This is a genomic window from Pseudomonas glycinis (assembly GCF_054871425.1).
In genome coordinates this window covers 16,503-43,235 of sequence record NZ_JBTYHF010000001.1, presented here as the reverse complement: position 1 = coordinate 43,235, position 26,733 = coordinate 16,503, and the positions used below count along the sequence as shown (strand labels likewise).

At 61.3% G+C, this 26,733-nt stretch carries 19 protein-coding genes and 1 other RNA gene; 14 read left to right on the top strand and 6 right to left on the bottom strand.

Annotated features, from left to right (window positions below; translation table 11 throughout):
- Nucleotides 1–107: 107 nt before the first annotated feature.
- Both xdhB and xdhA read right to left on the bottom strand, forming a co-directional pair.
- Nucleotides 108–2,501: a xanthine dehydrogenase molybdopterin binding subunit gene (gene xdhB, locus ACYSTU_RS00185; protein WP_016773848.1), complete on the bottom strand. Its 2,394-nt coding sequence runs from the start codon at nucleotides 2,499–2,501 to the stop codon at nucleotides 108–110.
- On the bottom strand, nucleotides 2,494–3,948 hold the full coding sequence (gene xdhA, locus ACYSTU_RS00180) for a xanthine dehydrogenase small subunit (RefSeq protein ID WP_122602796.1): 1,455 nt from the start codon (nucleotides 3,946–3,948) through the stop codon (nucleotides 2,494–2,496). The genes xdhB and xdhA overlap by 8 nt, the downstream gene beginning before the upstream one ends.
- Nucleotides 3,949–4,216: 268 nt before the next feature.
- On the opposite strand from xdhA, the gene ACYSTU_RS00175 reads away from it, so the two are divergent.
- The 8 genes from ACYSTU_RS00175 (at nucleotide 4,217) to ACYSTU_RS00140 (ending at nucleotide 16,410) form a co-directional block, all read left to right on the top strand.
- Nucleotides 4,217–4,876 (top strand): GntR family transcriptional regulator, encoded by a 660-nt coding sequence (locus tag ACYSTU_RS00175; RefSeq protein ID WP_039763015.1) that lies wholly within the window; start codon nucleotides 4,217–4,219, stop codon nucleotides 4,874–4,876.
- A gap of 2 nt (nucleotides 4,877–4,878) precedes the next feature.
- Nucleotides 4,879–8,367, top strand: a complete 3,489-nt coding sequence (gene smc, locus ACYSTU_RS00170; RefSeq protein ID WP_498994890.1) for a chromosome segregation protein SMC — start codon at nucleotides 4,879–4,881, stop codon at nucleotides 8,365–8,367.
- A gap of 259 nt (nucleotides 8,368–8,626) precedes the next feature.
- Entirely contained in the window at nucleotides 8,627–9,490 is an 864-nt protein-coding gene (gene zipA, locus ACYSTU_RS00165) for a cell division protein ZipA (RefSeq protein ID WP_016773851.1), read from the top strand.
- A gap of 162 nt (nucleotides 9,491–9,652) precedes the next feature.
- Nucleotides 9,653–12,010 (top strand): NAD-dependent DNA ligase LigA, encoded by a 2,358-nt coding sequence (ligA, locus tag ACYSTU_RS00160; protein ID WP_136493919.1) that lies wholly within the window; start codon nucleotides 9,653–9,655, stop codon nucleotides 12,008–12,010.
- 310 nt (nucleotides 12,011–12,320) lie between these two features.
- Nucleotides 12,321–13,484, top strand: a complete 1,164-nt coding sequence (locus ACYSTU_RS00155; protein WP_136493920.1) for a zinc-binding metallopeptidase family protein — start codon at nucleotides 12,321–12,323, stop codon at nucleotides 13,482–13,484.
- A gap of 131 nt (nucleotides 13,485–13,615) precedes the next feature.
- Nucleotides 13,616–13,712: signal recognition particle sRNA small type (gene ffs / locus ACYSTU_RS00150), an RNA gene on the top strand.
- Between the two features lie 205 nt (nucleotides 13,713–13,917).
- The gene (locus ACYSTU_RS00145) at nucleotides 13,918–14,406 is read left to right on the top strand and encodes a hypothetical protein (RefSeq protein ID WP_313869564.1); all 489 of its coding nucleotides are present in this window, start codon (nucleotides 13,918–13,920) and stop codon (nucleotides 14,404–14,406) included.
- A 36-nt stretch (nucleotides 14,407–14,442) separates the two neighbouring features.
- On the top strand, nucleotides 14,443–16,410 hold the full coding sequence (locus tag ACYSTU_RS00140; RefSeq protein ID WP_498994885.1) for a hypothetical protein: 1,968 nt from the start codon (nucleotides 14,443–14,445) through the stop codon (nucleotides 16,408–16,410).
- 16 nt (nucleotides 16,411–16,426) lie between these two features.
- On the opposite strand, the gene ACYSTU_RS00135 is transcribed toward ACYSTU_RS00140, so the two are convergent.
- Nucleotides 16,427–17,176 carry a substrate-binding periplasmic protein gene (locus ACYSTU_RS00135; RefSeq protein WP_071171600.1) on the bottom strand — a complete coding sequence of 250 codons (750 nt, stop codon included), beginning with the start codon at nucleotides 17,174–17,176 and terminating at the stop codon, nucleotides 16,427–16,429.
- Nucleotides 17,177–17,321: 145 nt separating this feature from the next.
- Here ACYSTU_RS00135 and dnaX point away from each other — a divergent pair, with 145 nt between their 5' ends.
- The 5 genes from dnaX to ACYSTU_RS00110 all read left to right on the top strand — a co-directional run bounded on the left by dnaX (nucleotide 17,322) and on the right by ACYSTU_RS00110 (nucleotide 23,149).
- Nucleotides 17,322–19,409 (top strand): DNA polymerase III subunit gamma/tau, encoded by a 2,088-nt coding sequence (gene dnaX / locus ACYSTU_RS00130; protein ID WP_498994882.1) that lies wholly within the window; start codon nucleotides 17,322–17,324, stop codon nucleotides 19,407–19,409.
- Between the two features lie 63 nt (nucleotides 19,410–19,472).
- Nucleotides 19,473–19,811 (top strand): YbaB/EbfC family nucleoid-associated protein, encoded by a 339-nt coding sequence (locus ACYSTU_RS00125; RefSeq protein ID WP_003223337.1) that lies wholly within the window; start codon nucleotides 19,473–19,475, stop codon nucleotides 19,809–19,811.
- 293 nt (nucleotides 19,812–20,104) lie between these two features.
- Nucleotides 20,105–21,139 carry an NADPH-dependent curcumin/dihydrocurcumin reductase gene (gene curA / locus ACYSTU_RS00120; RefSeq protein ID WP_123443136.1) on the top strand — a complete coding sequence of 345 codons (1,035 nt, stop codon included), beginning with the start codon at nucleotides 20,105–20,107 and terminating at the stop codon, nucleotides 21,137–21,139.
- 66 nt (nucleotides 21,140–21,205) lie between these two features.
- On the top strand, nucleotides 21,206–21,808 hold the full coding sequence (gene recR, locus ACYSTU_RS00115) for a recombination mediator RecR (protein ID WP_016773861.1): 603 nt from the start codon (nucleotides 21,206–21,208) through the stop codon (nucleotides 21,806–21,808).
- A 192-nt stretch (nucleotides 21,809–22,000) separates the two neighbouring features.
- Nucleotides 22,001–23,149 (top strand): acyl-CoA dehydrogenase family protein, encoded by a 1,149-nt coding sequence (locus tag ACYSTU_RS00110; RefSeq protein ID WP_498994875.1) that lies wholly within the window; start codon nucleotides 22,001–22,003, stop codon nucleotides 23,147–23,149.
- A gap of 152 nt (nucleotides 23,150–23,301) precedes the next feature.
- On the opposite strand, the gene ACYSTU_RS00105 is transcribed toward ACYSTU_RS00110, so the two are convergent.
- The gene (locus ACYSTU_RS00105) at nucleotides 23,302–23,850 is read right to left on the bottom strand and encodes an adenine phosphoribosyltransferase (RefSeq protein WP_024012326.1); all 549 of its coding nucleotides are present in this window, start codon (nucleotides 23,848–23,850) and stop codon (nucleotides 23,302–23,304) included.
- A 75-nt stretch (nucleotides 23,851–23,925) separates the two neighbouring features.
- A complete protein-coding gene (gene fnr, locus ACYSTU_RS00100) occupies nucleotides 23,926–24,660 on the bottom strand; it encodes a fumarate/nitrate reduction transcriptional regulator Fnr (protein WP_016773865.1) in 735 nt (244 codons plus the stop codon).
- A gap of 154 nt (nucleotides 24,661–24,814) precedes the next feature.
- Between fnr and ACYSTU_RS00095 the strand changes: the two genes are divergently transcribed.
- Nucleotides 24,815–25,297, top strand: a complete 483-nt coding sequence (locus ACYSTU_RS00095) for a hypothetical protein (protein WP_136493924.1) — start codon at nucleotides 24,815–24,817, stop codon at nucleotides 25,295–25,297.
- Here ACYSTU_RS00095 and hemN read toward each other — a convergent pair.
- Nucleotides 25,294–26,676: an oxygen-independent coproporphyrinogen III oxidase gene (gene hemN / locus ACYSTU_RS00090; protein ID WP_125927757.1), complete on the bottom strand. Its 1,383-nt coding sequence runs from the start codon at nucleotides 26,674–26,676 to the stop codon at nucleotides 25,294–25,296. The genes ACYSTU_RS00095 and hemN overlap by 4 nt on opposite strands.
- Between the last annotated feature and the right edge of the window lie 57 nt (nucleotides 26,677–26,733).

Below are 26,733 nucleotides of genomic sequence, written 5' to 3'. Positions count from 1 at the left end.
CCCACGCTCTGCGTGGGAATGCATCACTGGACGCTCCGCGTCCGCTGTTCAGGATGCGACGCAGAGCGTCGCGGGCTGCATTCCCACGCAGAGCGTGGGAACGATCATCAAACAACCGCGGTTTCAGCTTCGACAGCTTTCACCGCTTTGAGCTGGCGCATCTGCTCGCAGCCCCACAACACCCGCTCCGGCGTGGCCGGCGCATCGATCTTCGGCTGATGCTGATAATCACCGAGGCTCGCCACCGCGTCCTTGATCGCGCACCAAGCGGCAATGCCGAGCATGAACGGCGGTTCACCGACGGCTTTGGAATGGAACACCGTGTCTTCCGGGTTCTTGCGGTTTTCCACCAGTTTCACTCGCAGATCCAGCGGCATGTCCGCCACCGCCGGAATCTTGTAGCTGGCCGGGCCGTTGGTCATCAGCTTGCCCTTGTTGTTCCAGACCAGCTCTTCCATGGTCAGCCAGCCCATGCCCTGGACGAAACCGCCCTCGACCTGACCGATGTCGATCGACGGGTTCAGCGAGGCGCCGACGTCGTGCAGGATGTCGGTGCGCAGCATCTTGTACTCGCCGGTCAGGGTATCGACGATCACTTCGCAGCAGGCTGCGCCGAAAGCGAAGTAATAGAACGGACGCCCACGCGCCTGACTGCGGTCGTAATAGATTTTCGGGGTCTTGTAGAAGCCAGTGCTCGACAGCGAGACCTGATTGAAATACGCCTGCTGGATCAGCGCTTCGAAAGTCAGGATCTGCTCGCGCACCCGCACGTGGCCGTTGCGGAATTCGACGTCTTCTTCGCTGACCTTGTAGTGCCGCGCGGCGAACTCGACCAAGCGTTGCTTGATGGTCTGTGCTGCGTTCTGCGCAGCTTTGCCGTTCAGGTCGGCGCCGCTGGAGGCAGCGGTCGGCGAAGTGTTGGGCACTTTGTCGGTGTTGGTCGCGGTGATCTGCACACGATCGATTTCGACCTGGAACACTTCCGCCACGACCTGCGCAACTTTGGTGTTCAGGCCCTGACCCATTTCCGTGCCGCCGTGGTTCAGGTGGATGCTGCCGTCGGTGTAGATGTGGATCAGCGCACCGGCCTGATTGAGGAAACTGGCGGTGAAGGAAATCCCAAATTTCACCGGTGTCAGCGCCAGGCCTTTTTTCAGGATCGGGCTGTTGGCGTTGTAGCGACGGATCGCTTCGCGGCGCTCGGCGTACTGGCTGCTTTCTTCCAGTTCGGCGGTCATCTCTTCGAGCATGTTGTGCTCGACGGTCTGGTAGTAGTGGGTGACGTTGCGCTCGGTCTTGCCGTAGTAGTTGGCCTTGCGCACCGCCAGCGGGTCGAGCTTCAGGTGCCGGGCAATCGCGTCCATCACTTCCTCGATGGCGACCATGCCTTGCGGGCCACCGAAACCACGATAAGCGGTGTTCGAGGCGGTGTTGGTCTTGCAACGGTGACCGTTGATGGTGGCATCGCCGAGATAGTAGGAGTTGTCCGAGTGGAACATCGCCCGGTCAACGATCGAAGCAGACAAGTCCGGCGAGCAGCCGCAGTTGCCGGCCAGCTCCATGTTGATCCCGTGCAGACGGCCGCTGCTGTCGAAGCCGACGTCGTATTCAACGTAGAACGGGTGGCGCTTGCCGGTCATCAGCATGTCTTCGACGCGCGGCAGTCGCATCTTGGTCGGTTGGCCGGTGAGGTGCGCGACCACCGCGCACAGGCACGCCGGGCTCGCGGCCTGGGTTTCCTTGCCACCGAAACCACCGCCCATGCGGCGCATGTCGACGACGATCTTGTTCATCGACACGTCGAGCACTTCGGCGACCAGTTTCTGCACTTCGGTCGGGTTCTGCGTCGAGCAGTAGACGATCATCCCGCCGTCTTCAGTAGGCATCACCGAGGAGATTTGTGTCTCCAGATAGAAGTGCTCCTGGCCGCCGATGTGCAGCGTGCCCTGAATACGGTGTTCAGCAGTGGCCAGTGCCGAAGCCGAATCGCCGCGTTGATGGGTGTGGCTGTCGAGCACGAAATGGCGCTTGCGCAGGGCTTCGACGACGTCGAGCACCGGTTCCAGATCTTCGTATTCGATGATCGCCGCCATCGCTGCTTTGCGCGCGGTTTCCAGGTCTTTCGCCGCGACTGCCAGCACCGGCTGGCCGACGAACTGCACGTCATCGATGGCCAGCAGCGGGTCGCCCGGCATCAGCGGGCCGATGTCTTTCAGGCCCGGCACGTCTTCGTGGGTAATGACAATGCGCACGCCTTCGAAGGCGTAGCACGGCGACGTGTCGATGCTGAGGATTTTCGCGTGGGCGCGGTCCGACAGGCGCGCATACAGGTGCAACTGGTTGGGGAATTCCAGGCGATCGTCGATGTACTGCGCTTCACCGGACACATGCTTGGCGGCGCTGTCGTGCTTGACGCTGCGGCCGACACCGGTGGTCAGATCCTTGGCGAACAATTCGGCCAATTCAGCCTGGGTCTTCTCTACGGCGTGATGATTAGACATAAGCGGTCACCCGAGTCTCGATGTGCGGTGTTTGCAGTTCGATGAAGTATTTGCGCAGCAGGTTCTGCGCGCTGAGCAGGCGATATTCCTTGCTGGCGCGGAAGTCCGAGAGCGGCGTGAAGTCTTCGGCCAGCGCGGCGCAGGCGCGTTCGATCACCGCGTTGTTGAACGGTGCACCTTGCAGCACGGCTTCGCAGTGCGCAGCGCGTTTCGGAATCGCCGCCATGCCGCCGAAGGCCACGCGCGCGTCGCTGATCACGCCATTTTCCACGCGCAGATTGAAGGCAGCGCAGACGGCGGAGATGTCGTCGTCCAGGCGCTTTGACACTTTATAGGCGCGGAACAACTGCTCGGCGCTGGCGCGCGGGACGATGATTTTTTCGATGAATTCGCTTTCCTGGCGCGCGGTGACGCGGTAGTCGATGAAGTAATCTTCCAGGTTCAAGGTGCGGCGGGTTTCGCCTTTGCACAGCACGATCTGCGCGCCGAGGGCGATCAGCAGCGGTGGCGAGTCACCGATCGGCGAGGCGTTGCCGATGTTGCCGCCGAGGGTCCCTTGATTGCGGATCTGCAACGAGGCGAAGCGGTGCAGCAATTCGCCGAAGTCCGGGTACTCGGCATTCAAGGCCTCGTAGCAGTCGGAGAGGGCGGTGGCGGCGCCGATTTCGATGCGGTCATCGAAGGTTTCGATGCGCTTCATTTCGGCGACGTTGCCGACGTAGATCATCACCGGCAGAGTGCGGTGGAACTGGGTGACTTCCAGCGCCAGATCGGTGCCGCCGGCGAGCAGGCGGGCTTGGGGATAAGCGTCGTAGAGATCGGCCAGGTCAGCGACGGTCAGCGGCACCAGGCAGCGCTTGTCGCCGCTGTTGAGTTCGCCGATATCGGTCGGCGCGATGGCCTTGAGGCGGGCAATGGTTTCGGCTTCGCGGGCGTCGAACTGATCCGCTGGCTTGGCGCAGCAGGATTGTTCGGCAGCGGCGAGAATCGGCCGGTAGCCAGTGCAGCGGCAGAGGTTGCCGGCCAGCGCTTCGTGAGCCTTGGCCTGATCCGGCGCATCGCTGTTCTTTTGCAGGGCGAACAACGACATGACGAAACCGGGGGTGCAGAAGCCGCACTGCGAACCGTGGCACTCGACCATGGCTTTCTGCACGCTGTGCAGTTCGCCCTTGTGCTTGAGGTCTTCAACGCTGATCAGTTGTTTGCCGTGCAAGGACGAGACGAAAGTCAGGCACGAATTGAGGCTGCGATAGCGAATATGTTCACGCCCCGTATCATCGGTCTGCAACTCGCCAACCACCACGGTGCAGGCGCCGCAGTCGCCACTGGCGCAACCTTCTTTGGTGCCGGGCTTGCCTACGTGTTCGCGCAGGTAATTGAGCACAGTCAGATTCGGGTCCAGGGCGTGCTCGCTACGGAGTTCCTGGTTAAGTAAAAACTGGATCACGGAAGGCCTCGCAGACTCATTATTGTTGTTAACCGACGTGAACCGAATTTAGCAGGTCTGACTTTTCGGTCAATGGTTTTCTGACTTAAAGGTCAGGAAAATCCGTTTCGTCGATCAACAGCGTGTCTATTCAGTATTGACCTTCATCGGTCACTGCGCTTTTTTGCGGGATTCGTGCCAAAAACCGCTGAGTGGGCACTCCGCCATGACCGCGCATTTGCGCTACACTGCGCCGCTTGTGCAGATCGATAGAGTTTGAAGGACAACCATGACGTTCAAGGCGCCGGACAGCCTCGCCGAGCAAATCGCTCACCACCTCGCCGAGCGCATCATTCGTGGCGAAATGAAGCCGGGAGAGCGCATCCAGGAACAGAAGGTCACGCTGGCGCTCAACGTCAGCCGCGGTTCGGTCCGCGAAGCCTTGCTGATCCTCGAGCGCCGTCACCTGATCGCGATCCTGCCGCGTCGTGGCGCCCACGTTACCGAGCTGACGCCGCACAAGGTGCAGAGCCTGTGCACGCTGATGAGCGAGCTGTACATCCTGCTTGGCAATTCGGTGGCCAATGGCTGGCAAGTGCAGTCGGACATGGCGCCGTTCGTGCAGATCCAGCAGCGCCTGACCGCCAATTACGAACGCGGCGATATCCGCAGCTTCGTCGATGACAGCTTTGCGGTGATGCGCGCCGCCTATCCGTTTGCCAACAATCCGTACCTGCAAGAAACCGTCGAGAACCTCCAGCCGGCGATGAGCCGCGCGTATTTCCTCGCCCTCGAACAGCGCAAGGCGGAAATGAGCGAATTCCTCGAACTGTTCGAACGCTTGCTCGCCGCCGTACTCGCCCGTGATTTGCCGCAGATCCGCATCGTGCTCACGGCGTATGCCCAGCGCAGCTGCGATCTGGTGGTGTCTGCGCTGACGGTTGCCTGAGCGTGCGGCTGAAGTGCATCAAACTGGCGGGGTTCAAATCCTTCGTCGACCCGACCACGGTGAACTTCCCCAGTAACATGGCGGCGGTCGTCGGGCCAAACGGTTGCGGCAAGTCGAACATCATCGACGCCGTGCGCTGGGTGATGGGCGAAAGTTCGGCGAAGAACCTCCGTGGCGAGTCGATGACCGACGTCATCTTCAACGGTTCGACCAGCCGCAAACCGGTAAGCCAGGCGAGCATCGAACTGGTCTTCGACAACTCCGACGGCACGCTGCTCGGCGAATACGCCGCCTACGCGGAGATTTCCATCCGCCGCAAAGTCACCCGCGACAGCCAGACCACTTATTACCTCAACGGCACCAAATGCCGTCGGCGCGACATCACCGATATCTTCCTCGGCACCGGCCTCGGCCCGCGCAGCTACTCGATCATCGAACAGGGGATGATCTCCAAGCTGATCGAATCCAAGCCGGAAGACCTGCGCAATTTCATCGAAGAAGCGGCGGGCATCTCCAAGTACAAGGAGCGTCGCCGTGAGACTGAAAACCGCATCCGCCGTACCCACGAGAACCTCGCCCGCCTGACCGACCTGCGCGAAGAGCTGGAACGCCAGCTCGAACGTCTGCACCGTCAGGCCGAGGCGGCGAAAAAGTATCAGGAACTCAAGGCCGAAGAGCGTCAGCTCAAGGCGCAACTGTCGGCGCTGCGCTGGCAGGATCTTAACGAGCAGGTCGGCCAGCGCGAGTCGATCATTGGCAACCAGGAAGTCAGCTTCGAAGCGCTGGTCGCTGAACAGCGTAATGCTGACGCAGCCATCGAACGCCTGCGCGACGGTCACCACGACCTGTCCGAACGCTTCAATCTGGTGCAGGGTCGCTTCTATTCGGTCGGCGGTGACATTGCCCGGGTCGAGCAGAGCATTCAGCATGGCCAGCAGCGGTTGCGCCAGTTGCAGGACGATCTGAAAGAAGCCGAGCGCGCGCGTCTGGAAACCGAGTCGCACTTGGGCCACGACCGCACGTTGCTGCTGACCCTCGGCGAAGAACTGGACATGCTCACCCCCGAGCAGGAAGTCACCAGCGCTGCCGCCGAGGAAGCCGCTGCGGCCCTCGAAGAAGCCGAAACCACCATGCACGGCTGGCAGGAGCAGTGGGATGCTTTCAACCTGACCGCTGCCGAACCGCGCCGTCAGGCTGAAGTGCAGCAGTCGCGGATTCAGCAGCTGGAAAGTAGCATGGAGCGTCTGGCCGACCGGCAGAAACGCCTCGCCGAAGAGCGTGCGTTGCTGTCCGCCGACCCGGAAGACGCGGCGATCATGGCGCTCAACGAGCAGCTCGCCGAGTCCGAAGCGACTCTCGAAGATTTACAGACCAGCGAAGAAGCGCAGGTCGAAAAGCTCGAACAACTGCGTCAGGAATTACAGCAAGCGTTGACCGCACAGCAGCAGGCGCAGGGCGATCTGCAGCGGCTCAACGGTCGTTTGGCGTCGCTGGAAGCCTTGCAGCAAGCCGCGCTGGATCCGGGCACCGGCACCGCCGAATGGTTGAAGGAACACAATCTCGCCGAGCGTCCGCGTCTGGCCGAAGGCCTGAAGGTCGAGGCCGGTTGGGAGCTGGCGGTGGAAACCGTGCTCGGCGCCGATCTGCAAGCGGTGTTGGTCGACGATTTCAGCGGCTTCGATCTGTCCGGATTCACCCAGGGCGATCTGCGCCTGCTCAGCCCGGCCAGCGATGGCGTGCGGGTGGCGGGCAGTCTGCTGGACAAAGTCGAGGCGCAGATCGATCTGTCGCCGTGGCTTGGTCAGGTCAAACCGGTCGACAGCCTTGAACAGGCGCTGGCCTTGCGCGGCCAGTTGAGCGCCGGGCAGAGCCTGATCAGCCGCGACGGCTATTGGGTCGGTCGGCACTTCTTGCGTGTACGTCGCGCCAGCGAAGCGGAAAGCGGCATGCTCGCCCGGGGCCAGGAAATCGAAGACTTGCAACTGGAGCGCGAAGAGCGCGAAGCCACGGTCGAGGCCATGGAAACCCGCCTGCAAACCCTGCGCGCGCAACAGCGCCAGCAGGAAAACGGCCGCGAACATCTGCGCCGCTTGCTGCAGGACGAAGCGCGCCAGCAAGGTGAGCTGAAAGCGCAGTTGTCCGCCGGCAAGGCCAAGGCTGAGCAACTGACATTGCGCCGCACCCGTCTCGATGAAGAACTGGTCGAACTCGCCGAACAGCGCGAGCTTGAGCACGAGCAGGTCGGTGAAGCGCGCATGAATTTGCAGGAAGCGCTGGATTCCATGGCGCTCGACACCGAGCAGCGCGAGTTGCTGCTGGCCCAGCGCGACAGCCTGCGCGAACGCCTTGATCGCGTGCGTCAGGAAGCGCGGCAGCACAAGGATCACGCCCATCAATTGGCCGTGCGTCTCGGCTCGTTGCGCGCCCAGCATGACTCCACGCGCCAGGCGCTGGAGCGTCTGGAGATGCAGGCCGAGCGCCTGACTGAAAAGCGCGAACAGTTGAGTCTGAATCTGGAGGAGGGTGAGGCGCCGCTGGAAGAGCTGCGTCTGAAACTCGAAGAACTGCTCGACAAGCGCATGACCGTCGATGAAGAACTCAAGACCGCGCAGATCGCCTTGGAGGACGCCGATCGTGAATTGCGCGACGCGGAAAAACGCCGCACCCAGGCCGAGCAGCAATCGCAGTTGATTCGCGGCCAGCTCGAACAACAACGCATGGAATGGCAGGCGCTGACCGTACGGCGCAAGGCTTTGCAGGATCAATTGCTCGAAGATGGCTACGATCTCAACGGCGTGCTCGCCACATTGACCGCACAAGCCAGTGAACGCGAAGCCGAAGAAGAACTCGAACGCATCAACACACGGATTCAGCGCTTGGGTGCGATCAACCTCGCGGCCATCGATGAATACACGCAACAATCGGAGCGTAAACGTTATCTGGATGCGCAGGACGCCGATCTGGTCGAGGCGCTGGAGACCCTGGAAAACGTCATCCGCAAAATCGATAAGGAAACCCGCAACCGTTTCAAAGATACCTTTGATCAGATCAACGGTGGTTTGCAGGCACTTTTCCCGAAAGTTTTCGGTGGCGGGCGCGCGTATTTGGAACTGACGGGCGAAGATCTACTCGATACAGGGGTGACGATCATGGCGCAGCCGCCCGGGAAGAAGAACAGCACCATCCATTTGCTTTCCGGCGGCGAAAAAGCCCTGACTGCACTGGCCCTGGTTTTTGCCATCTTCAAGTTGAACCCGGCGCCGTTCTGCATGCTCGATGAGGTTGACGCGCCACTGGATGACGCTAACGTTGGACGCTACGCACGCCTGGTCAAAGAGATGTCGCAGACCGTGCAGTTCATTTACATCACCCACAACAAGATCGCCATGGAAATGGCCGAGCAGTTGATGGGTGTGACGATGCATGAACCGGGCTGTTCGCGACTGGTGGCGGTGGATGTCGAGGAGGCGATGGCGATGGTGGACGCCTGAGTCGGTGTGACGTCGGAATAGTTTTGGAGGTCTGTAGGACTTTTTACTGACACCGGCTGGATGGCCAATCGACATATTCGCGCAAGCCAAATGAGACAGACGGTGTAAAGTTGTCTTTGGTCGTGCTAGTTTAATGTCAATTTTTCGTATACGTGGGCAAAACGCCTGTCAGAACATAGAGTTGGCGCCACGTTTTAAAGCGGTTTACGCAGTGTAAACCCCTTATTTTTCAGCATTTTTTATAGAGGCACGGGATTACATGGAAATCGGTCTGCGCGAGTGGCTGATCGTCATCGGCATCATTGTGATAGCCGGTATTCTTTTCGATGGCTGGCGCCGTATGCGCGGCGGCAAGGGAAAGCTGAAATTCCGTCTCGACCGGAGCCTGTCCAATCTGCCGGACGAGGACACCAGCGCCGAGCTGTTGGGCCCGGCCCGCGTCCTGGATACGCACAAAGAGCCGCAACTGGACGAGCACGATCTGCCGTCGGTGAGCATGCCCAACCGCGAAGCCCGCGAGCCGCGTGAATCCGGCTCGAAACGTGGCAAGCGCGGCAGCAACGGCCCGGCGCAGGGCGACTTGAACCTCGACCTCGATCTGGACGGCGGCCCGAGCTTCAGCAGCCGCGATGACGATTTCGCCGAAGACAGCAAGCCTGCAGCGGCCGTGGCGGAAAAAGATCAGCCGCAAGCCGAAGAAGTCCTGGTGATCAGCGTGATCTGCCGCGACCCGGCCGGCTTCAAAGGCCCGGCGCTGCTGCAGAACATTCTCGAAAGCGGTCTGCGTTTCGGCGAGATGGACATTTTCCACCGCCACGAAAGCATGGCCGGCAACGGCGAAGTGCTGTTTTCCATGGCCAATGCGGTCAAGCCGGGCATCTTTGATCTGGACGACATCGACCACTTCAGCACTCCGGCGGTGAGCTTCTTCCTCGGTCTGCCAGGCCCGCGTCATCCGAAGCAGGCCTTCGACGTGATGGTCGCGGCAGCCCGCAAGCTGTCCCAGGAACTGAACGGCGAACTGAAAGACGACCAGCGCAGCGTACTGACTGCGCAGACGATTGAGCACTACCGTCAGCGCATCGTCGAATTCGAACGCCGCGCCCTGACCCAGAAGCGCTAAGGCCAAATCAAAAGATCGCAGCCTTCGGCAGCTCCTACAGAGGATCGCGATACTGTAGGAGCTGACGAGTGCAACGAGGCTGCAATCTTTTGGCCACGCCGCCGATAATGGAATAAAACTGGAGCAGCCTCGGCTGCTCTTTTGCTTTATGAGAGAACACCCATGACCGCCGCCAAAACCCGCATTCTAGAGCTGCGCGCTGAGCTGGATCAGCACAACTATCGCTATCACGTTCTCGACGAGCCGAGCATTCCCGATGCCGAGTACGACCGCTTGTTCCACGAGCTCAAGGCGCTGGAAGCGGCCAACCCGGAACTGATCACCAGCGATTCGCCGACCCAGCGCGTCGGTAGCATGGCGTTGACTGCGTTCACTCAGGTGCGTCACGAAATCCCGATGCTCAGCCTCGGCAACGCCTTCGAAGAATCCGACATGCGCGAGTTCGATCGCCGCGTCAACGAAGGCCTCGACGTGCCGGCCGGCGATCTGTTTGGTGGCGGCGCGGCGGTGGAATACAGCTGCGAGCCGAAGCTCGATGGCCTGGCGGTCAGCCTGCTGTATCAGGACGGTCTGCTGGTGCGCGGCGCCACCCGTGGCGATGGCACCACCGGCGAGGACATCAGCGTCAACGTGCGCACCGTGCGCAATATTCCGCTGAAGCTGCACGGCGAAGGCTGGCCGGCGACGCTGGAAGTGCGCGGTGAAGTGTTCATGTCCAAGGCGGGTTTCGAGCGCCTCAATGCTTCGCAACTGGAAATCGGCGGCAAGACCTTCGCCAACCCGCGCAACGCGGCAGCAGGCAGCCTGCGCCAGCTCGACTCGAAGATCACCGCCAATCGTCCGCTGGAATTCTGCTGCTATGGCATCGGTCAGGTGTCTCACGATATCGCCGACACCCACATCGGTAACCTCAAGCAGTTGCAGAAGTGGGGCATGCCGATCAGTCACGAACTGAAGCTGGCCAAGGGCATCGATGAGTGCCTGGAGTACTACCGCGACATCGGCGAGCGCCGTAACTCGCTGGCCTATGAAATCGATGGCGTGGTGTTCAAGGTCAACAGCATTGCCGACCAACGTGAACTGGGCTTCCGTGCCCGCGAGCCGCGCTGGGCGATCGCACACAAATTCCCGGCGATGGAAGAACTCACCGAGCTGCTCGACGTGGAATTCCAGGTCGGCCGCACCGGTGCGGTGACTCCGGTGGCGCGTCTGAAACCGGTGAAAGTCGCCGGCGTCACCGTGGCCAACGCCACATTGCACAACATGGACGAAGTCGCGCGACTGGGCCTGATGATCGGCGACACGGTGATCATCCGCCGCGCCGGTGATGTGATTCCGCAAGTGGTGCAGGTAGTCATCGAGCGTCGCCCCGATGACGCGCGCCCGGTGGCCATTCCTGAAAGCTGCCCGGTGTGCGGCTCGCACGTTGAACGCACGCAACTGGTCAAGCGCAGCAAGGGCAAGGAAACCTTCAGCGAAGGCGCGGTATATCGCTGCGTCGGCCGACTGGCCTGTGGCGCGCAATTGAAGCAGGCGATCATTCACTTCGTCTCGCGCCGGGCCATGGACATCGAAGGCTTGGGCGACAAGAGCGTCGAGCAACTGGTCGACGAAGGACTGGTCAGCTCGCCGGCCGATCTGTATGCGCTGAAGTTCGATGACATCGTCGATCTGGAAGGCTTTGCCGAGGTATCGAGCAACAAGCTTCTCAAAGCCATTGAAGACAGCAAGCAACCGAGCCTGGCACGTTTCATCTACGCCCTCGGCATTCCCGATGTCGGCGAAGAGACGGCCAAGGTGCTGGCGCGTTCGCTGGGTTCGCTGGAGCGCGTGCAACAGGCCTTGCCGCATGTGCTGACCTACCTGCCGGACGTCGGCCTGGAAGTGGCACACGAGATCCACAGTTTCTTTGAGGACGCGCACAACCAGCAGGTCATCAGCGAATTGCTCGGCCATGGTTTGCAGATTCAGGATCAAGGCGAGTTGGGCGCCGAATTCGCCGCCAGTACCACCCTGGGCGGCTTGCTCGACAAACTGCACATTCCCTTCGTCGGCCCCGGTGGTGCGCAGAAACTGGCCGATCGCTTCGGTTCGCTGGAAGCGGTGATGAACGCTGACTGGCTGGACATGCGCCAGGCATTGCCGGAGAAGCAGGCCAACTCGGTGCGCGAGTTCTTCGCCTCGCCTGAGCATCGGCAACTGGCCGAGCGGGCCGAGCAGCAGTTGCGCGATTTCGGCATGCATTGGCAGAGCGAGAAAAAAGTCGTCGAAGGTCTGCCGCTGTCCGGCGAAACCTGGGTGCTGACCGGCAAGGTCGAACTGATGAGCCGGGATGTGGCCAAGGATCATCTGGAAAGCCTGGGCGCCAAGGTCGCCGGTTCGGTGTCGGCGAAAACCCATTGCGTAGTCGCAGGGCCGGGTGCCGGCTCGAAACTGACCAAGGCCAATGAACTGGGGGTGAAGGTCATGGACGAAGAAGCGTTTATCGCCTTCCTCAAAACCCACGGCGTCGCTGTCTGAGCGGATGAACCCCTGTGGTGAGGGGATTTACCCCTGTCCGGATGGACAGCTGTGGCGAGGGGATTTATCCCCGTTCGGCGACACCCGTGGCGAGGGGATTTATCCCCGCTGGGTTGCGCAGCGACCCCAAAACCCTGCGACCAATCATTTCATCTGTATCGCGTGTACGGTTTTTTGCGACTGCTGCGCAGTCGAGCGGGGATAAATCCCCTCACCACAATGGTGCTATCACCCGGCTGCGCGGTTATGGGTGGGAACGATGTTGTCTTCAGGATGATCTAGTCTTGGCCAGTCCCAGGGAGAGATCGCCATGCACCGTTTTTTCGAGCAGCTCAGTTCCCGCATCATCGCGCCGTTCGTGGCCGGATCCTCGCGCAACAGCAAAGTCTGGCCGTGCCGTTGCGGCCAGTCGCTGTTCTTTCGCAACAGTCAGTGCCTGGCCTGTAACGCCTTGCTGGGCTATCAACCTGAAGAAAGTCGCCTGACCTCGCTGCAGCCGGGGCCGCAAGAGGGCACCTGGACGCTCGACGCCGATCCCGACGCCGGACTGTTCCGCCGCTGCGCCAACCTCGACATGCCCGCCGCGTGCAACTGGCTGCTGCCGGCCAACGATCACGACACCTTGTGCATCGCTTGCAGCCTCAACCGCACCATTCCCGACCTGTCCGTCGCGGAAAATCCTGAACGCTGGCGCAAGGTCGAAATCGCCAAGCGTCGACTGGTCGCGCAACTGATCACCCTCGGCCTGCCGGTCATCCCGAAAACCACCGATGAAGAAACCGGGCTGGCGTTCGACTTCATCGGTGTCGACCTGGAAGGCAACGCGCCAATGACCGGCCACGCCAATGGTCTGATCACCCTCGATATCAAAGAGGCCGACGACGCTCACCGTGAGCAGGTCAGGGCAGCGATGCACGAACCTTACCGCACGCTGCTCGGGCATTTTCGCCATGAGGTCGGCCACTACTACTGGGATCGCCTCATCGCCAACGGCCCTTGGCTGGACGCGTTCCGCAATCTGTTCGGCGACGAGCGCGCCAGTTACGCCGAGGCGCTGGACCGGCATTACCAGCAAGGCGCACCGCTGGACTGGCCGCAGCACTACGTCAGTGCCTACGCGACCATGCACCCGTGGGAAGACTGGGCGGAAACCTGGGCGCATTACCTGCACATGATGGATGCGGTCGACACGGCGCTGGGCTTCGGCATGAGCGCGCGGGAAATGGACTTCGACTATCAGCCATTTCCCACCAGCACCCTGTACGACCCGGAGCACCCCGGCGGCACGGCATTCCTGTCGTTCGTCAATGCGTGGATCGAACTGGCCGGCATGCTCAACGAACTGTCGCGCAGCATGGGCCAGCCGGATTTCTACCCGTTCGTACTGCCGGCGGCGGCGATCGCCAAGCTGCACTTCATTCATCTGGTGATCCAGCAGGCGGGCGGCAGGGCGGATGAGGTGCTGGCCTTGTAGGTGTCGCAGGCCGTGATGTTTATGTCCTTGAAGCCGTTCAGGTTTTTTATCTGCAACCAACGGTTGTAAGTTCATCTCAGACAGGTACAATGGCGCGGCTCGCCGACAGGCAAGCGTCGTTATGGTGACCCCATCGGTCCCCCCGCAACGATTACCCGTGAACCTGGTCAGATCCGGAAGGAAGCAGCCACAGCGGGAACATTGTGTGCCGGGGTGTGGCTGGTGGGGGCACCACCTTAACGAACCTACCGAGAATTCAAAGAGAACTGCATGGGTTTCGCCCACTGCGGTTTTTTTATGCCTGCGATTTGGCTAGGGGCGTTGACCCGCCATCGGAAACGTGCGGATCAGCAGCGCAGCGTCCCGGTGCCCGTGCGGCTGTCGACAGCGAACAGTGGCATACTCCCCCGCCTGGCATTGAGAGGTAAGGCAAGTGGGTGAAATTGACGATCTGACCCGGGAAAAGCTGCGCGAATGGCAGTTGCGTCGTCTGGAAGTCAAAACGCAGATGCAGGATCAGCCCGAGCGCACGCTGGAACTGTCGCGAGTGCTCGACCTGATGGATGAGGAGCACGCCGCGATTCTGGCGGCTTCGACCGTGTTCAACGCGGCTGAAGAAACTGCGCAGCCGCTCGCGGTGCAGGACCAGCCCGTCATCACTGAATCGGTGGCCGGCCAGTACGACCTGCAACTGCACGCCAGCGCGCAAAACCCTGAACACCTGCGCAAACTGCTGGAAATGGCGCTCTACGAAGTGCAGGCGCAGATCGATGCAGCGGCGGTGGCCAGCGGCACTGAACGACGCGGCATGTCCGGCACGCTCGGCGGCTACTCCTTCGAACTGCGGATCGGCCCCGAGGCCAGCCGTGAGGGAAACTTGCCGCAGTCCCATGAAATGCACGACGAGAATGACCAGGACTGATCTGGTGTTGTATTAAAGCCCAGGCGGCGAGGTTGTATGCACCCGGAACATTTTGATTTGGCCACCCCGGTATTTCTGCCCATCACCCATGATGCGTGTACGGCGCTGTTGCAGCCCGAGGGTGTCGCGACACTGGCCAGCCTGAGCGACCCGGAACTGGCGGCAGTGCTGGTCATCCAGAACCTCGCCCAGGCCACGGAACAGGATTTGAGCGCCAGCGCAGCGGAGAAGATTCTCGCCAGACTCATTGACTGGTCTGTCACCTCTCGGCGCACCGGATCGGCGGGACTGCTTGCAGAGGCGCGGCGTCTGTTCGATTCGCGCAAATTGTATTTCGGCCTCAATGCGCTCAAAGGTCTGAACCTGCGCTTTCTCATGGCCGATGAAGTCACAGCGCAGGAATACCTGTTGCCCGGCGGGAAATGGGATGTGGACTACAAAGTCCGCCACCAGCAACAGAACAACCCGTTTCGCCAGCAAATGGTCACGCCACGCGAGCGTGAACACTGGTTAAGTGCGGCGCAGGACAAACTGCTGCGAACCTTCCGTGCCAACCTCGACGAAGACCTGCACGTGCAGGGTTATGCGGGCATCGGCAAGAGCTACATGCTCAGCGCGCTGATCGAGTGCCTGCGCTCGAAACGCACCCTGGTACTGGCGCGCACCCCGGCGAAACTGGCGACGCTGCGCAAGCACATCGTGCAGGTCCACGACACGGAAATTGGCCAGACCTTTTTCGATTTCGCCCAGGCTCAGCTGCTCGGTCCCCGGTTGCCTATGGCCAGGACGCCGGCGCGTCTCCCGAGCAAGCAGGCGCTGGCGCAGGAACTGAATATCTTCGGCTTTCGCCACCACGACGGGCCGGGCACCCTCGAGGTTTGTCTGCGCGTGCTCAAGCTGTACTGCGCCTCCAGAGACCACACGCTGTCCGCCAGGCATCTGCCGCACTTCCAGCAGCCCTTGACCGGCGCAGACTCGCAAGCGCTGCTGGAATACTCCAGTCGCCTGTGGGTGTATCTGGAAGCCAATCCGGCCTGGGCCAGCCAGAGCGGTTTTCCGACGTTGCTGATGATCAAACGCGCCAGTCTCGCCGGTTGCCGCGTCCCGCCGCGCTACACCCATGTGATCATCGACGAAAGCCAGGATGTGCCGGCGTCGTTGCTGCAAATCATCGAGCGCGGGCAGCAGGTGCTGATCACCCTCGGCGATGAGTATCAGCAGGCCACGGGCGAGGCGCCCAAGCGCAAGCGTGAAGTTCGTCAGAGCGATATCTGCTATTCGGTGCGCTCGGGGCGCAATGTCGAGCGCCTGGTCAATCCGCTGATCTCGCGCCATACGCACAAGAGCAAAGTGCCGTTCGAAGGCGCTCGTCACGCCGACGTCGATATCGAGTACTACCCGCAAGCCTTCGTGCCGCCCGAAGGTTGCGTGGTGCTGACCGCTTCACCGTGGGACACGATGATGTGGGCCATCCATCTGCACGACTCCAGTTGCGCCTTCAGTTTCCCCGACCGGGAAGCGCAGGACGACATCAAGCATTTCATGACCACCGCCATCGAGCTGTTCCGCCGCGATTTCTACAACGCCGGGTCCAGCGAGAAAGGACCGCACCCGTATTTCAGCGACATGGCTGATTGGCAGCAGGTGCGAGAGGCCAACCGTTTCGACGAGGCGTTTTTGTGGATCGAAGCGCAACTGCAGAACGGCTTCATGATTGCCGACCTGACGCGACTGAGCCAAAAGATCATCGAGCCGGGCAAGGCCTGTCTGTTGATGATGGCCGAGCGGGCTGGCGGCATGGAGTTCAGGCGCGTGCTGTTGACCCGGACGTTGCTCAGTAACGAGAAATTCAAGGATGCCTACGAGTTCGATCAGCGCATCTGCGCGGTGTACATCGCCGTGTCCCGTGCCCGGCAGCAGCTCTATCTGCCTTACGACGTGGTCGAGTGGATCGATTATCACCACAGCCGTGAGCCGAAATTCCGCGAATCGCACGGTTATTGACCCGGCCCACATGGGGTTAGGGTGTGGTTGAAGAGGCGCCGGTGTACAACCGGATAATGTCGTCGATCTCGCCGGACATTTTCATCCGCAGCAACGTGCGCAGGATCCGCTGCACCGGCACGTTCGGATCATTCCTCACATAGCAGCCGATATTCTGTTCCTGAAGCACCGCGACCCCTTGCAACTGCTGCTCCGGCAGCAGGCGCTGATTGATCCAGTCCAGCGTCCACTGATTGCTCACCGCATACCGGTATCGCCCGGCGAGGAGCTTTTCCAGTACCTGTTCCTGATTGCGCGCGTCTTCGCGTTGCAACTGGTCGGCGTCGAACAGCGGTTGCAGGGTAGGGTAGCTGTAGCCGAGAACGGTGCCGATGGCCTGGCGCGGCAGCCGGGCGGGATTGATCTGCGCCGGTTGTTCCTTGCGGCTGATCAGCAGGTCGCGCTGAAACCACAACGGCACGCTCCAGATGTAATCGCCGGACTGATTCGGCAGCCACGACTGTGCGGCATAGCAGCGCACGTCGATGTCGCCGTGCTCCATGGCGCTCTGAACCCGCGCGCGCGGCAGGACGACGAATTGCGCTGGCGCGCCGACCTGGGTCGCCAGGCTGAGCAGGACGTCATGCAGGATGCCCTGGGTCGGTCTGCCACCTTGCAGTTGCACCATCGGCATCGCCCAACTGTCCGGCACGGCGAAGCGCAACGGCGCTTGCGCTGCCATCGCGTTGAGGCTGATACCCAGCAATGCCACCACGGCCCACCGCATAGACGCTCCGGTAATTCCCCATCCCGAGCTGATAAAAGCCTCTGCTGATGCAGCTTAGCCATATTAGACGAGGACACCGGATGCAATTTTGCCCTTGCTCCGCTAGCATTAGCCGCTTCTGCTTCCTTCGCTGCGACGGTTTTCGATGAGTTATCAGGTTCTTGCACGTAAATGGCGTCCACGCTCGTTCCGCGAAATGGTCGGCCAGACCCATGTGCTCAAGGCTCTGATCAATGCCTTGGACAGCCAACGGCTGCACCACGCCTACCTGTTCACCGGGACGCGCGGGGTCGGCAAGACCACCATCGCGCGGATCATTGCCAAGTGCCTGAACTGCGAGACAGGTATCACCTCCAGTCCCTGCGGCGAGTGCTCGGTGTGCCGCGAGATCGATGAGGGGCGTTTTGTCGACCTGATCGAGATCGACGCCGCCAGCCGCACCAAGGTCGAAGACACCCGCGAACTGCTCGATAACGTGCAGTACGCGCCAAGCCGTGGGCGCTTCAAGGTCTACCTGATCGACGAAGTGCACATGCTTTCCAGCCATTCCTTCAATGCGCTGTTGAAAACCCTCGAAGAGCCGCCGCCCTACGTCAAGTTCATCCTGGCGACCACCGATCCGCAGAAACTTCCGGCAACGATTCTTTCGCGTTGCCTGCAGTTCTCGCTGAAGAACATGACGCCTGAGCGTGTGGTCGAGCATTTGACCCACGTGCTGACCGCAGAAAACGTACCGTTCGAAGACGACGCACTGTGGCTGCTTGGTCGCGCTGCTGACGGCTCGATGCGTGACGCCATGAGCCTGACCGATCAGGCCATCGCGTTCGGTGAAGGCAAAGTGCTCGCTACCGACGTGCGCGCGATGCTCGGCACGCTGGATCACGGTCAGGTCTATGACGTGCTGCATGCGCTGATCGAAGGCGATGCCAAGGCGCTGCTCGAAGCCGTGCGTCACTTGGCCGAGCAAGGCCCGGACTGGAACGGCGTGCTCTCGGAAATTCTTAACGTGCTGCACCGCGTGGCCATCGCTCAGGCGTTGCCGGAAGGGGTCGACAATGGCCACGGCGACCGTGGTCGCGTATTGGCCCTTGCCCAGGCACTGCCGGCCGAAGATGTGCAGTTCTATTACCAGATGGGCCTGATCGGGCGCCGCGATTTGCCGCTGGCGCCGGACCCGCGCGGCGGTTTCGAAATGGTCTTGCTGCGAATGCTCGCGTTCCGCCCGGCGGATACGGCGGACGCGCCGAGACAACCGCTAAAGCCAGTGGGGATCAGCCAGGCCACAGTTGATTCCGCAAACTCAGTGGCTGCCGCGCCGAAGCCTGCGCCGGTGGTCGCTGCGGCTGTTGCGCCCACACCTGCGCCCGCACCAGTAGCGGCGCCGGTTGCCGAGCCAGAACCTGTGGCGCCGGTTGTCGAAGCACAACCGGAGCCTGAGCCAGTCGCCGTCGAAGCCGTGGTCGATCTGCCGTGGAACGACCCGGTGGAAGCCGAGGCCGAGCCTGCGCCCGTTCAACAACCCGCCGTCGAGCCGGTATTGGAAACCGCTGGCGAGCAGCCCGAGCTGCCGCCGATGCCGCTGCCGACCCCGGACAGCGTGGTGCCGGATGCGCCGGAGTGGGCCGCTGCGCCAATTCCCGAGCCGTCCGTCGCCGACGTCGATGCCGCTACGCCGGGCATGGACCTGGACGACGAACCGCCGCTGGATGAAGACTACATCGAGCCGGACATGGATTCGGCCTACAGCTACCTCGACGAACTGGCCAGCGAACACGCCGCTGATCCCGAGCCTGAGCCCGAGCCGGAACCTGCCGCCGCGCCGGCCACCGGTCTGGCCCTGCAATGGCTGGAGCTGTTCCCGAAGCTGCCGATTTCCGGCATGACCGGCAGCATCGCCGCCAACTGCACATTGATTGCGGTCGATGGCGATCACTGGCTGATGCACCTTGACCCGGCCCACAGCGCCCTGTTCAACGCCACGCAACAGCGTCGTCTCAACGACGCGTTGAACCAGTTCCACGGGCGCACGCTGACCCTGACCATCGAGCTGATCAAGCCCGAGCAGGAAACCCCGGCCCAGGCCGCCTCGCGCCGCCGCGCCAATCGCCAGCGTGAGGCGGAGGAATCGATCCACGGTGATCCGTTCATCCAGCAGATGGTTCAGCAGTTCGGCGCGGTGGTGCGAAGCGATACTATTGAACCTGTCGACGCCTTGGTCACCCAAGGCAAATAACTGAAGGTGCTCGGCCAAGATGGCCGGGCGCTGTTTTATCCAAGTACGTTTGAGGTGATTCCCATGATGAAAGGTGGCATGGCCGGCCTGATGAAGCAGGCGCAGCAGATGCAGGAAAAAATGGCCAAGATGCAGGAAGAACTGGCCAACGCCGAAGTCACCGGCAAGGCCGGCGGCGACATGGTCACCGTGGTGATGACCGGTCGTCACGACGTCAAGAGCGTGAGCATCGACCCAAGCCTGGTCGAGGGTCTGAGCGAAGACGACAAAGAGATGCTGGAAGCCGTGGTCGCTGCCGCCGTCAACGACGCCGTGCGCAAGATCGAAGCCAACAGCCAGGAAAAAATGGGCAGCATGACCGCCGGCATGAACCTGCCAGCGGGTATGAAACTGCCATTCTGATTCGCCTTTGGGCGGCAGATGAGCTACACAAAATGCCAGGCATTGTGCCTGGCATTTTTGTTTCTGCGCGGCGCGGATCGTTCCTGCGCTCTGCGTGGGAATGCCTCTGGGGACGCTCCGCGTTCCAGCTTGCGATTGGGACGCGGAGCGTCCCGGGCTGCATTCCCACGCAGAGCGTGGGAATGATCAGTGGGAGCGAGCCTCGGTCAAAACTGCAGAAACATCGAACACACCACCGCTACCAAGGTCTGCTCCCTATACACCGAATTCCCCCATTCACAGGAGACGCTGACATGTCCGACCCTCTCACCCTCAATCAACGCTTCGTCCTCGCCTCGCGCCCGACCGGCGCGCCGACCCCGGAGAACTTTCGTCTCGAGCGCGAGGCGCTGCCGGATCTGCAGGACGGCCAGGTATTGCTGAAAACCCTGTACCTGTCGCTCGACCCGTACATGCGCGGGCGTATGAGCGACGCACCGTCCTACGCTGCGCCAGTGCAAATCGGCGAAGTCATGACCGGTGGTGCGGTCAGCCGGGTCGAGCAGTCCAATCATCCGAAATTCCACACTGGTGATCTGGTGGTTGGCGCCACCGGTTGGCAGAGCCACAGCATCAGCGACGGTCGCAACATCATGCCGATCCCGGCCGGCCTGCCGAGCCCGTCGATGGCCCTCGGCGTCCTGGGCATGCCGGGCATGACCGCGTACATGGGCCTGATGGACATCGGCCAGCCGAAAGAAGGCGAAACCCTGGTGGTGGCTGCGGCGTCCGGCGCCGTCGGCTCGGTGGTCGGGCAAGTGGCGAAGATCAAAGGTCTGCGTGCGGTCGGCGTGGCCGGTGGTGCCGAGAAGTGCAAATACGTCGTTGAGGAGCTGGGTTTTGATGCCTGCATCGACCACAAGGCCGACGACTTCGCCGAGCAATTGGCCAAGGCCTGTCCCAACGGCATCGACATTTATTATGAGAACGTCGGCGGCCATGTCTTCGACGCAGTCTTGCCGTTGCTCAATCCCAAGGCGCGCATTCCGTTGTGCGGCCTGATCGCCGGCTACAACGCCGCCGAAGCGCCGACCGGCCCGGATCGCCTGCCGATGCTGCAACGCACGCTGTTGACCAAGCGTGTGGGGATTCAGGGTTTCATCGTCTTCGACGATTACGGTGATCGTCAGCCGGAATTCATCAGCCACATGGTGCCGTGGGTACGCGACGGCAAGGTGAAATTCCGCGAGGACGTGGTCGAAGGCCTGGAGCAGGCGCCCGAGGCGTTCATCGGTCTGCTGGAAGGGCGCAACTTCGGCAAACTGGTGGTCCGGGTCGCCCAGGACTGAGGATTTGACGCTGGCCAGAGGCGCGGGTATAAACCGCGTCTCGTTGTTTAGTCGGACTGTTTACCCATGAGCTTCAGCCCCTTGATTCGCCAACTGATCGACGCTCTGCGCACCTTGCCAGGCGTGGGTCAGAAAACCGCTCAGCGCATGGCGTTGCAGTTGCTCGAACGTGATCGCAGCGGTGGCACCCGTCTGGCCCAGGCCTTGAGCCAGGCCATGGAAGGCGTCGGCCATTGCCGCCAATGCCGTACGCTGACCGAAGACGATCTGTGCCCGCAATGCGCCGACCCGCGCCGCGATGACACGCTGCTTTGCGTAGTCGAAGGGCCGATGGACGTTTATGCGGTGGAGCAGACCGGCTTCCGTGGCCGCTATTTCGTGCTCAAGGGGCACTTGTCGCCGCTGGATGGCCTGGGGCCGGAAGCGATCGGGATTCCGCAACTGATGGCGCGGATAGAAGAGGCGGGGACCTTTACCGAAGTCATCCTCGCCACCAACCCCACAGTGGAAGGCGAAGCGACGGCGCACTACATCGCGCAGTTGCTCAACAACAAAGGCCTGGTCGCCTCGCGGATTGCCCACGGCGTGCCGCTGGGCGGTGAGCTGGAGCTGGTCGACGGCGGCACGCTGGCGCATTCGTTTGCCGGGCGTAAACCGATTTCCCTCTGAATTTGCGGCGTCTGAACTGACGCCTTCGCGAGCAAGCTCGCTCCCACATTGGTTTTGTGTCGTTCACAAATCCCCTTTGGGAGCGAGCCTGCTCGCGAATGGCGCGCCGCGGTCCATCTGATTCGCACAATTTCATTGATAACCAAGCAAGCGCTCGGTTAACGTCGGCGAACCCTTCCGTGGAGCTCGCCCATGCCTGCCTGTCAGGAATACTTCGACCCCAGCCATCAATTGGTCCGCGACAGCGTCAGACGTTTCGTCGAACGCGAGATCCTGCCGGACATCGATCAGTGGGAAGAAGCCGAAAGCTTTCCCCGTGAGCTGTACCTCAAGGCCGGTGCGGCGGGCATTCTCGGTATCGGCTATCCCGAAGCGCTTGGCGGCAGCCATGAAGGCGATCTGTTCGCCAAGGTCGCCGCCAGTGAAGAACTGATGCGCTGTGGCTCTGGTGGCCTGGTGGCGGGGCTGGGTTCGCTGGATATCGGCCTGCCGCCGATCGTCAAATGGGCGCGGCCTGAAGTTCGCGAGCGGGTGGTACCGCTGGTGCTCAGCGGCGAGAAAATCAGCGCGCTGGCAGTCACCGAGCCCGGCGGCGGCTCCGACGTCGCCAACTTGCAAACCCGCGCCGTGCGTGACGGTGACTTCTACCGGGTCAGTGGCAGCAAAACTTTCATCACCAGCGGTGTGCGCGCGGATTTCTACACCGTCGCGGTGCGTACCGGTGCGCCGGGGTTCGGCGGTATCAGTCTGTTGCTGATCGAGAAGGGCACGCCGGGTTTCAGTGTCGGTCGGCAATTGAAGAAAATGGGCTGGTGGGCGTCGGACACCGCTGAGTTGTTCTTCGACGATTGCCGCGTGCCTGTAGGAAACCTCATTGGCGGAGAGAACATGGGCTTCGCCTGCATCATGGGCAATTTCCAGAGCGAACGGCTGGCGCTGGCGCTGATGGCCAACATGACTGCGCAATTGGCGCTGGAGGAGAGCCTCAAGTGGGCGCGCGAGCGTGAGGCGTTCGGCAAACCCATCGGCAAATTTCAGGTGATCAAACATCGCCTCGCCGAAATGGCCACGGCGCTGGAAGTGTCGCGCGAGTTCACTTATCGGCAAGCGGCGAAAATGGCGGCGGGGCACAGCGTGATCAAGGAGATTTCCATGGCGAAGAACTTCGCCACCGACACCTCGGACCGCATCACCACCGAAGCCGTGCAGATTCTTGGCGGGCTCGGTTACATGCGTGAAAGCCTGGTGGAGCGGCTGTATCGGGATAACCGCATTCTGTCGATTGGCGGCGGAACGCGGGAAGTGATGAATGAAATCATCAGCAAGCAGATGGGGCTCTAAAAGCAAAAGATCGTCCGATGCATGATCGTTCCCACGCTCTGCGTGGGAATGCAGCCCGGGACGCTCCGCGTCCCTATCGCAAGCTGGAACCCAGAGCGTCCCTAGAGGCATTCCCACGCGGAGCGTGGGAACGATCAATCTTTAGATCTTGATTATTTATCAGTCAAAGCAAACTGCGTCAGGCAGAACGTCGGGATGCCCATATCCTGCAAGCGCTGCGAACCTTGCAGCTCTGGCAGGTCAATGATCGCCGCCGCTTCATGTACCCGCGCGCCCATGCGGCGAATCAGGTTGGCCGCTGCGATCAGCGTGCCGCCGGTAGCGATCAGGTCATCGAACATCACCACCGAATCGCCTTCGCACAGGCTGTCGGCGTGCACTTCCAGGAACGCTTCGCCGTATTCGGTCGCATAACCTTCGGCGAGCACGTCCGCCGGCAATTTACCTTGCTTGCGGAATAGCACCAGTGGCTTGTTCAACTGATAGGCCAGTACCGAACCGATCAGAAAACCACGGGCATCCATGGCGCCGATGTGGGTGAAGTCGGCTTCGACATAGCGGTGGGCGAAGCTGTCCATCACCAGGCGCAGGGCCGTCGGCGACTGGAACAGCGGGGTGATGTCGCGAAAGATCACGCCCGGTTTCGGAAAGTCGATCACGGGGCGGATCAGGGATTTGATGTCGAAGGAGTCGAAGACCATCGGGGTGTCCTGGCAGGGCTGCAAACGGCGCAGTATACCCGCGGCTGAAACGATTCGCTCAACCGCGGGTCGTGATCAGCCTTCGATCGACCCGCCAGCCAGCGCGCACAACTGGATCGGGTCGAGGATGTGGATCTCCTTGCCCTCGGCGGCAATCAGCTCGTTCTGCTGGAAACGGGTGAACACCCGCGACACGGTTTCCACCGCCAGGCCCAGGTAATTGCCGATTTCATTGCGCGACATGCTCAGGCGGAACTGGTTGGCCGAGAAGCCGCGAGCACGGAAACGTGCCGACAGGTTGACCAGAAAAGTAGCGATGCGCTCGTCGGCGGTCTTCTTCGACAGCAGCAGCATCATTTGCTGATCGTCGCGAATCTCGCGGCTCATCACCCGCATCAACTGGCGGCGCAGTTGTGGTAATTGCAGCGCGAGTTCGTCGAGGCGTTCGAAGGGAATTTCGCAGACCGAAGTGGTTTCCAGCGCCTGGGCCGAGACCGGGTGTTTTTCGGTGTCCATGCCCGACAGGCCAACCAGTTCACTCGGCAGGTGGAAGCCGGTCAGCTGTTCTTCGCCGGCATCGCTCAGGCTGAAGGTCTTCAGGGCGCCGGAGCGGACTGCATAAACGGAATCAAAGGTGTCGCCCTGGCGGAACAGGAATTCGCCCTTCTTCAGCGGGCGGCCGCGTTTAACGATTTCGTCGAGCGCATCCATGTCTTCCAGATTCAGAGAAAGTGGCAGGCAGAGCGGGGCCAGGCTGCAATCCTTGCAGTGGGCCTGGTTGTGAGCGCGCAGTTTGACTGGCTCGGACATTTCTTCAATCCTTGTGGGAAAACACACATAAGCCGTAAGGGTAACCCACGGAAGGACATTCAGGCCAGCACGCGGCGGCGTTGTCCTACAGACATAAAGCCGCAGCACCGGCGGCCGATAACCCACTATCAGTACTCATCCAAGGAAGGCCCCGATGACCGCCATTGGCACGCTAAGCCCCGGTAGCAGCGGTATTGCTGCTTCGCCGGAGGTAACCGGTCCCGACGCTGCAATCGACCGCGACGACGCCTTGTCGAATGCGGCAACCCCGACCTTGGTCGAGGGCGTCAAAGTGTCGCTGTCCGGCGCGGCGATCGCCAAATCCGCCGCTGTCGGCGGCGAGAACAGTGACATCGACAACAGTGGCTTGCCGGAGAACATCCAGCAGTTGCTGAAGATGATTCGCAAGATCCAAAAAGAAATCATCGAGAAAAAAGCCCGCATGGCGGCGGTCATGTCAGACAGAACCCTCTCCACCGAGGAAAAGATCAACAAGCTCGCCGCACTGCGTGGCGCCATCGCCGCCCTCAACAGTGGCCTGATCACCGCCAACCTGTCCCTGTCGAAAGTGATGAACCAGTCGGCGCTCAATCCTGATCAGAACCTCAAGGTCGGCTCGTTGCTGACCAAGCCTTAAATCACTCGCGAGAAACGCTGGCGGTTCTGCTGCTCCAGGTACGCATCGAAGACCATGCACACCGAGCGCACCAGCAATCGGCCAGCTGGCAGCACCTCGATGCGCTCGCGCTCGAACCTGATCAGGCCATCTTCGGCCATACCTTGCAACTGCGGCCAGAGCGCGCCGAAGTAGCCTTGAAAATCGATGTTGAACTGCTGCTCGATCTCGGCGAACTCAAGTTTGAAATTGCAGATCAGTTGCTGAATCACTGCGCGGCGCAAGCGGTCGTCGGCGTTGCACACCAGGCCGCGACTGGTCGCCAACTGCGCGCTGGCGAGGCTGTTCTGATACGCGTTGAGGTCGCTGCTGTTCTGGCAGTACAGATCGCCGATCTGGCTGATCGCCGACACGCCCAGGCCAATCAGGTCGCAATGGCCGTGGGTGGTGTAGCCCTGGAAGTTGCGTTGCAGGGTGTGTTCTTCCTGGGCAATCGCCAGTTCGTCATCGGGCAGGGCGAAGTGGTCCATGCCGATGTAGCGGTAGCCAGCAGCGGTCAGTTGCTCGATGGTGCGCTGGAGCATTTCCAGCTTGTGCGCCGGGCTCGGCAAGTCGCTGCTGTTGATCCGCCGTTGCGGCATGAAGCGTTCCGGCAGGTGTGCGTAGTTGAATACCGAAAGGCGATCCGGTTGCAGACTGATCACTTCCTCGACGGTGCGGGCGAAGTTGTCCGGTGTCTGCTTCGGCAGGCCATAAATCAGATCGATGTTGATCGAGCGAAACTGCAAAGTGCGCGCCGCATCGATCACCGCGCGGGTTTCTTCCAGGCTTTGCAGGCGATTGACTGCGCGCTGCACCGCCGGGTCAAGGTCTTGCAGGCCAATGCTGACCCGATTGAAACCCAGTTCGCGCAGCAGGCCCATGGTCGACCAGTCGGCTTCGCGGGGGTCGATTTCGATGCCGTAATCGCCCGAGTCATCGTTGAGCAGATTGAAATGCTTGCGCAGGTGCGCCATCAACTGACGCAACTCGTCGTGGCTGAGAAAGGTCGGTGTGCCGCCACCGAAATGCAGTTGCTCGACGGTTTGCGCCGGGTCGAGGTGGCAGGCAATCAACTGGATTTCCTGCTCGAGCCGTTGCAGATACGGTTGCGCGCGGCCGCGATCCTTGGTGATGACCTTGTTGCAAGCGCAGTAGTAACAAATGTTGGCGCAGAACGGCACATGCACGTACAGCGACAACGGCCGCTGCGCCTTGCGGCTGTCGCGCAGGGCATGGAACAGGTCGAAAGTGCCGACCTGACCGTGAAATTGCACGGCGGTCGGGTACGAGGTGTAGCGTGGCCCCGCCAGATCGTAGCGGCGGATCAGATCAGAGTCCCAACGAATGGCGTCGAGCATGCGGGCATTCCCCCGGATAGGCTGGCAGTGTGGCGAGTCTATCGGGGGGCGGCGATG

Coding starts and splice junctions, on each gene's coding strand:
- xdhB (WP_016773848.1), bottom strand. CDS start 2,501: ATGTCTAATCATCACGCCGTAGAGAAGACCCAGGCTGAATTGGCCGAA.
- ACYSTU_RS00175 (WP_039763015.1), top strand. CDS start 4,217: ATGACGTTCAAGGCGCCGGACAGCCTCGCCGAGCAAATCGCTCACCAC.
- zipA (WP_016773851.1), top strand. CDS start 8,627: ATGGAAATCGGTCTGCGCGAGTGGCTGATCGTCATCGGCATCATTGTG.
- ligA (WP_136493919.1), top strand. CDS start 9,653: ATGACCGCCGCCAAAACCCGCATTCTAGAGCTGCGCGCTGAGCTGGAT.
- ACYSTU_RS00155 (WP_136493920.1), top strand. CDS start 12,321: ATGCACCGTTTTTTCGAGCAGCTCAGTTCCCGCATCATCGCGCCGTTC.
- ACYSTU_RS00140 (WP_498994885.1), top strand. CDS start 14,443: ATGCACCCGGAACATTTTGATTTGGCCACCCCGGTATTTCTGCCCATC.
- ACYSTU_RS00135 (WP_071171600.1), bottom strand. CDS start 17,176: ATGCGGTGGGCCGTGGTGGCATTGCTGGGTATCAGCCTCAACGCGATG.
- dnaX (WP_498994882.1), top strand. CDS start 17,322: ATGAGTTATCAGGTTCTTGCACGTAAATGGCGTCCACGCTCGTTCCGC.
- ACYSTU_RS00125 (WP_003223337.1), top strand. CDS start 19,473: ATGATGAAAGGTGGCATGGCCGGCCTGATGAAGCAGGCGCAGCAGATG.
- curA (WP_123443136.1), top strand. CDS start 20,105: ATGTCCGACCCTCTCACCCTCAATCAACGCTTCGTCCTCGCCTCGCGC.
- recR (WP_016773861.1), top strand. CDS start 21,206: ATGAGCTTCAGCCCCTTGATTCGCCAACTGATCGACGCTCTGCGCACC.
- ACYSTU_RS00110 (WP_498994875.1), top strand. CDS start 22,001: ATGCCTGCCTGTCAGGAATACTTCGACCCCAGCCATCAATTGGTCCGC.
- ACYSTU_RS00105 (WP_024012326.1), bottom strand. CDS start 23,850: ATGGTCTTCGACTCCTTCGACATCAAATCCCTGATCCGCCCCGTGATC.
- fnr (WP_016773865.1), bottom strand. CDS start 24,660: ATGTCCGAGCCAGTCAAACTGCGCGCTCACAACCAGGCCCACTGCAAG.
- ACYSTU_RS00095 (WP_136493924.1), top strand. CDS start 24,815: ATGACCGCCATTGGCACGCTAAGCCCCGGTAGCAGCGGTATTGCTGCT.
- hemN (WP_125927757.1), bottom strand. CDS start 26,676: ATGCTCGACGCCATTCGTTGGGACTCTGATCTGATCCGCCGCTACGAT.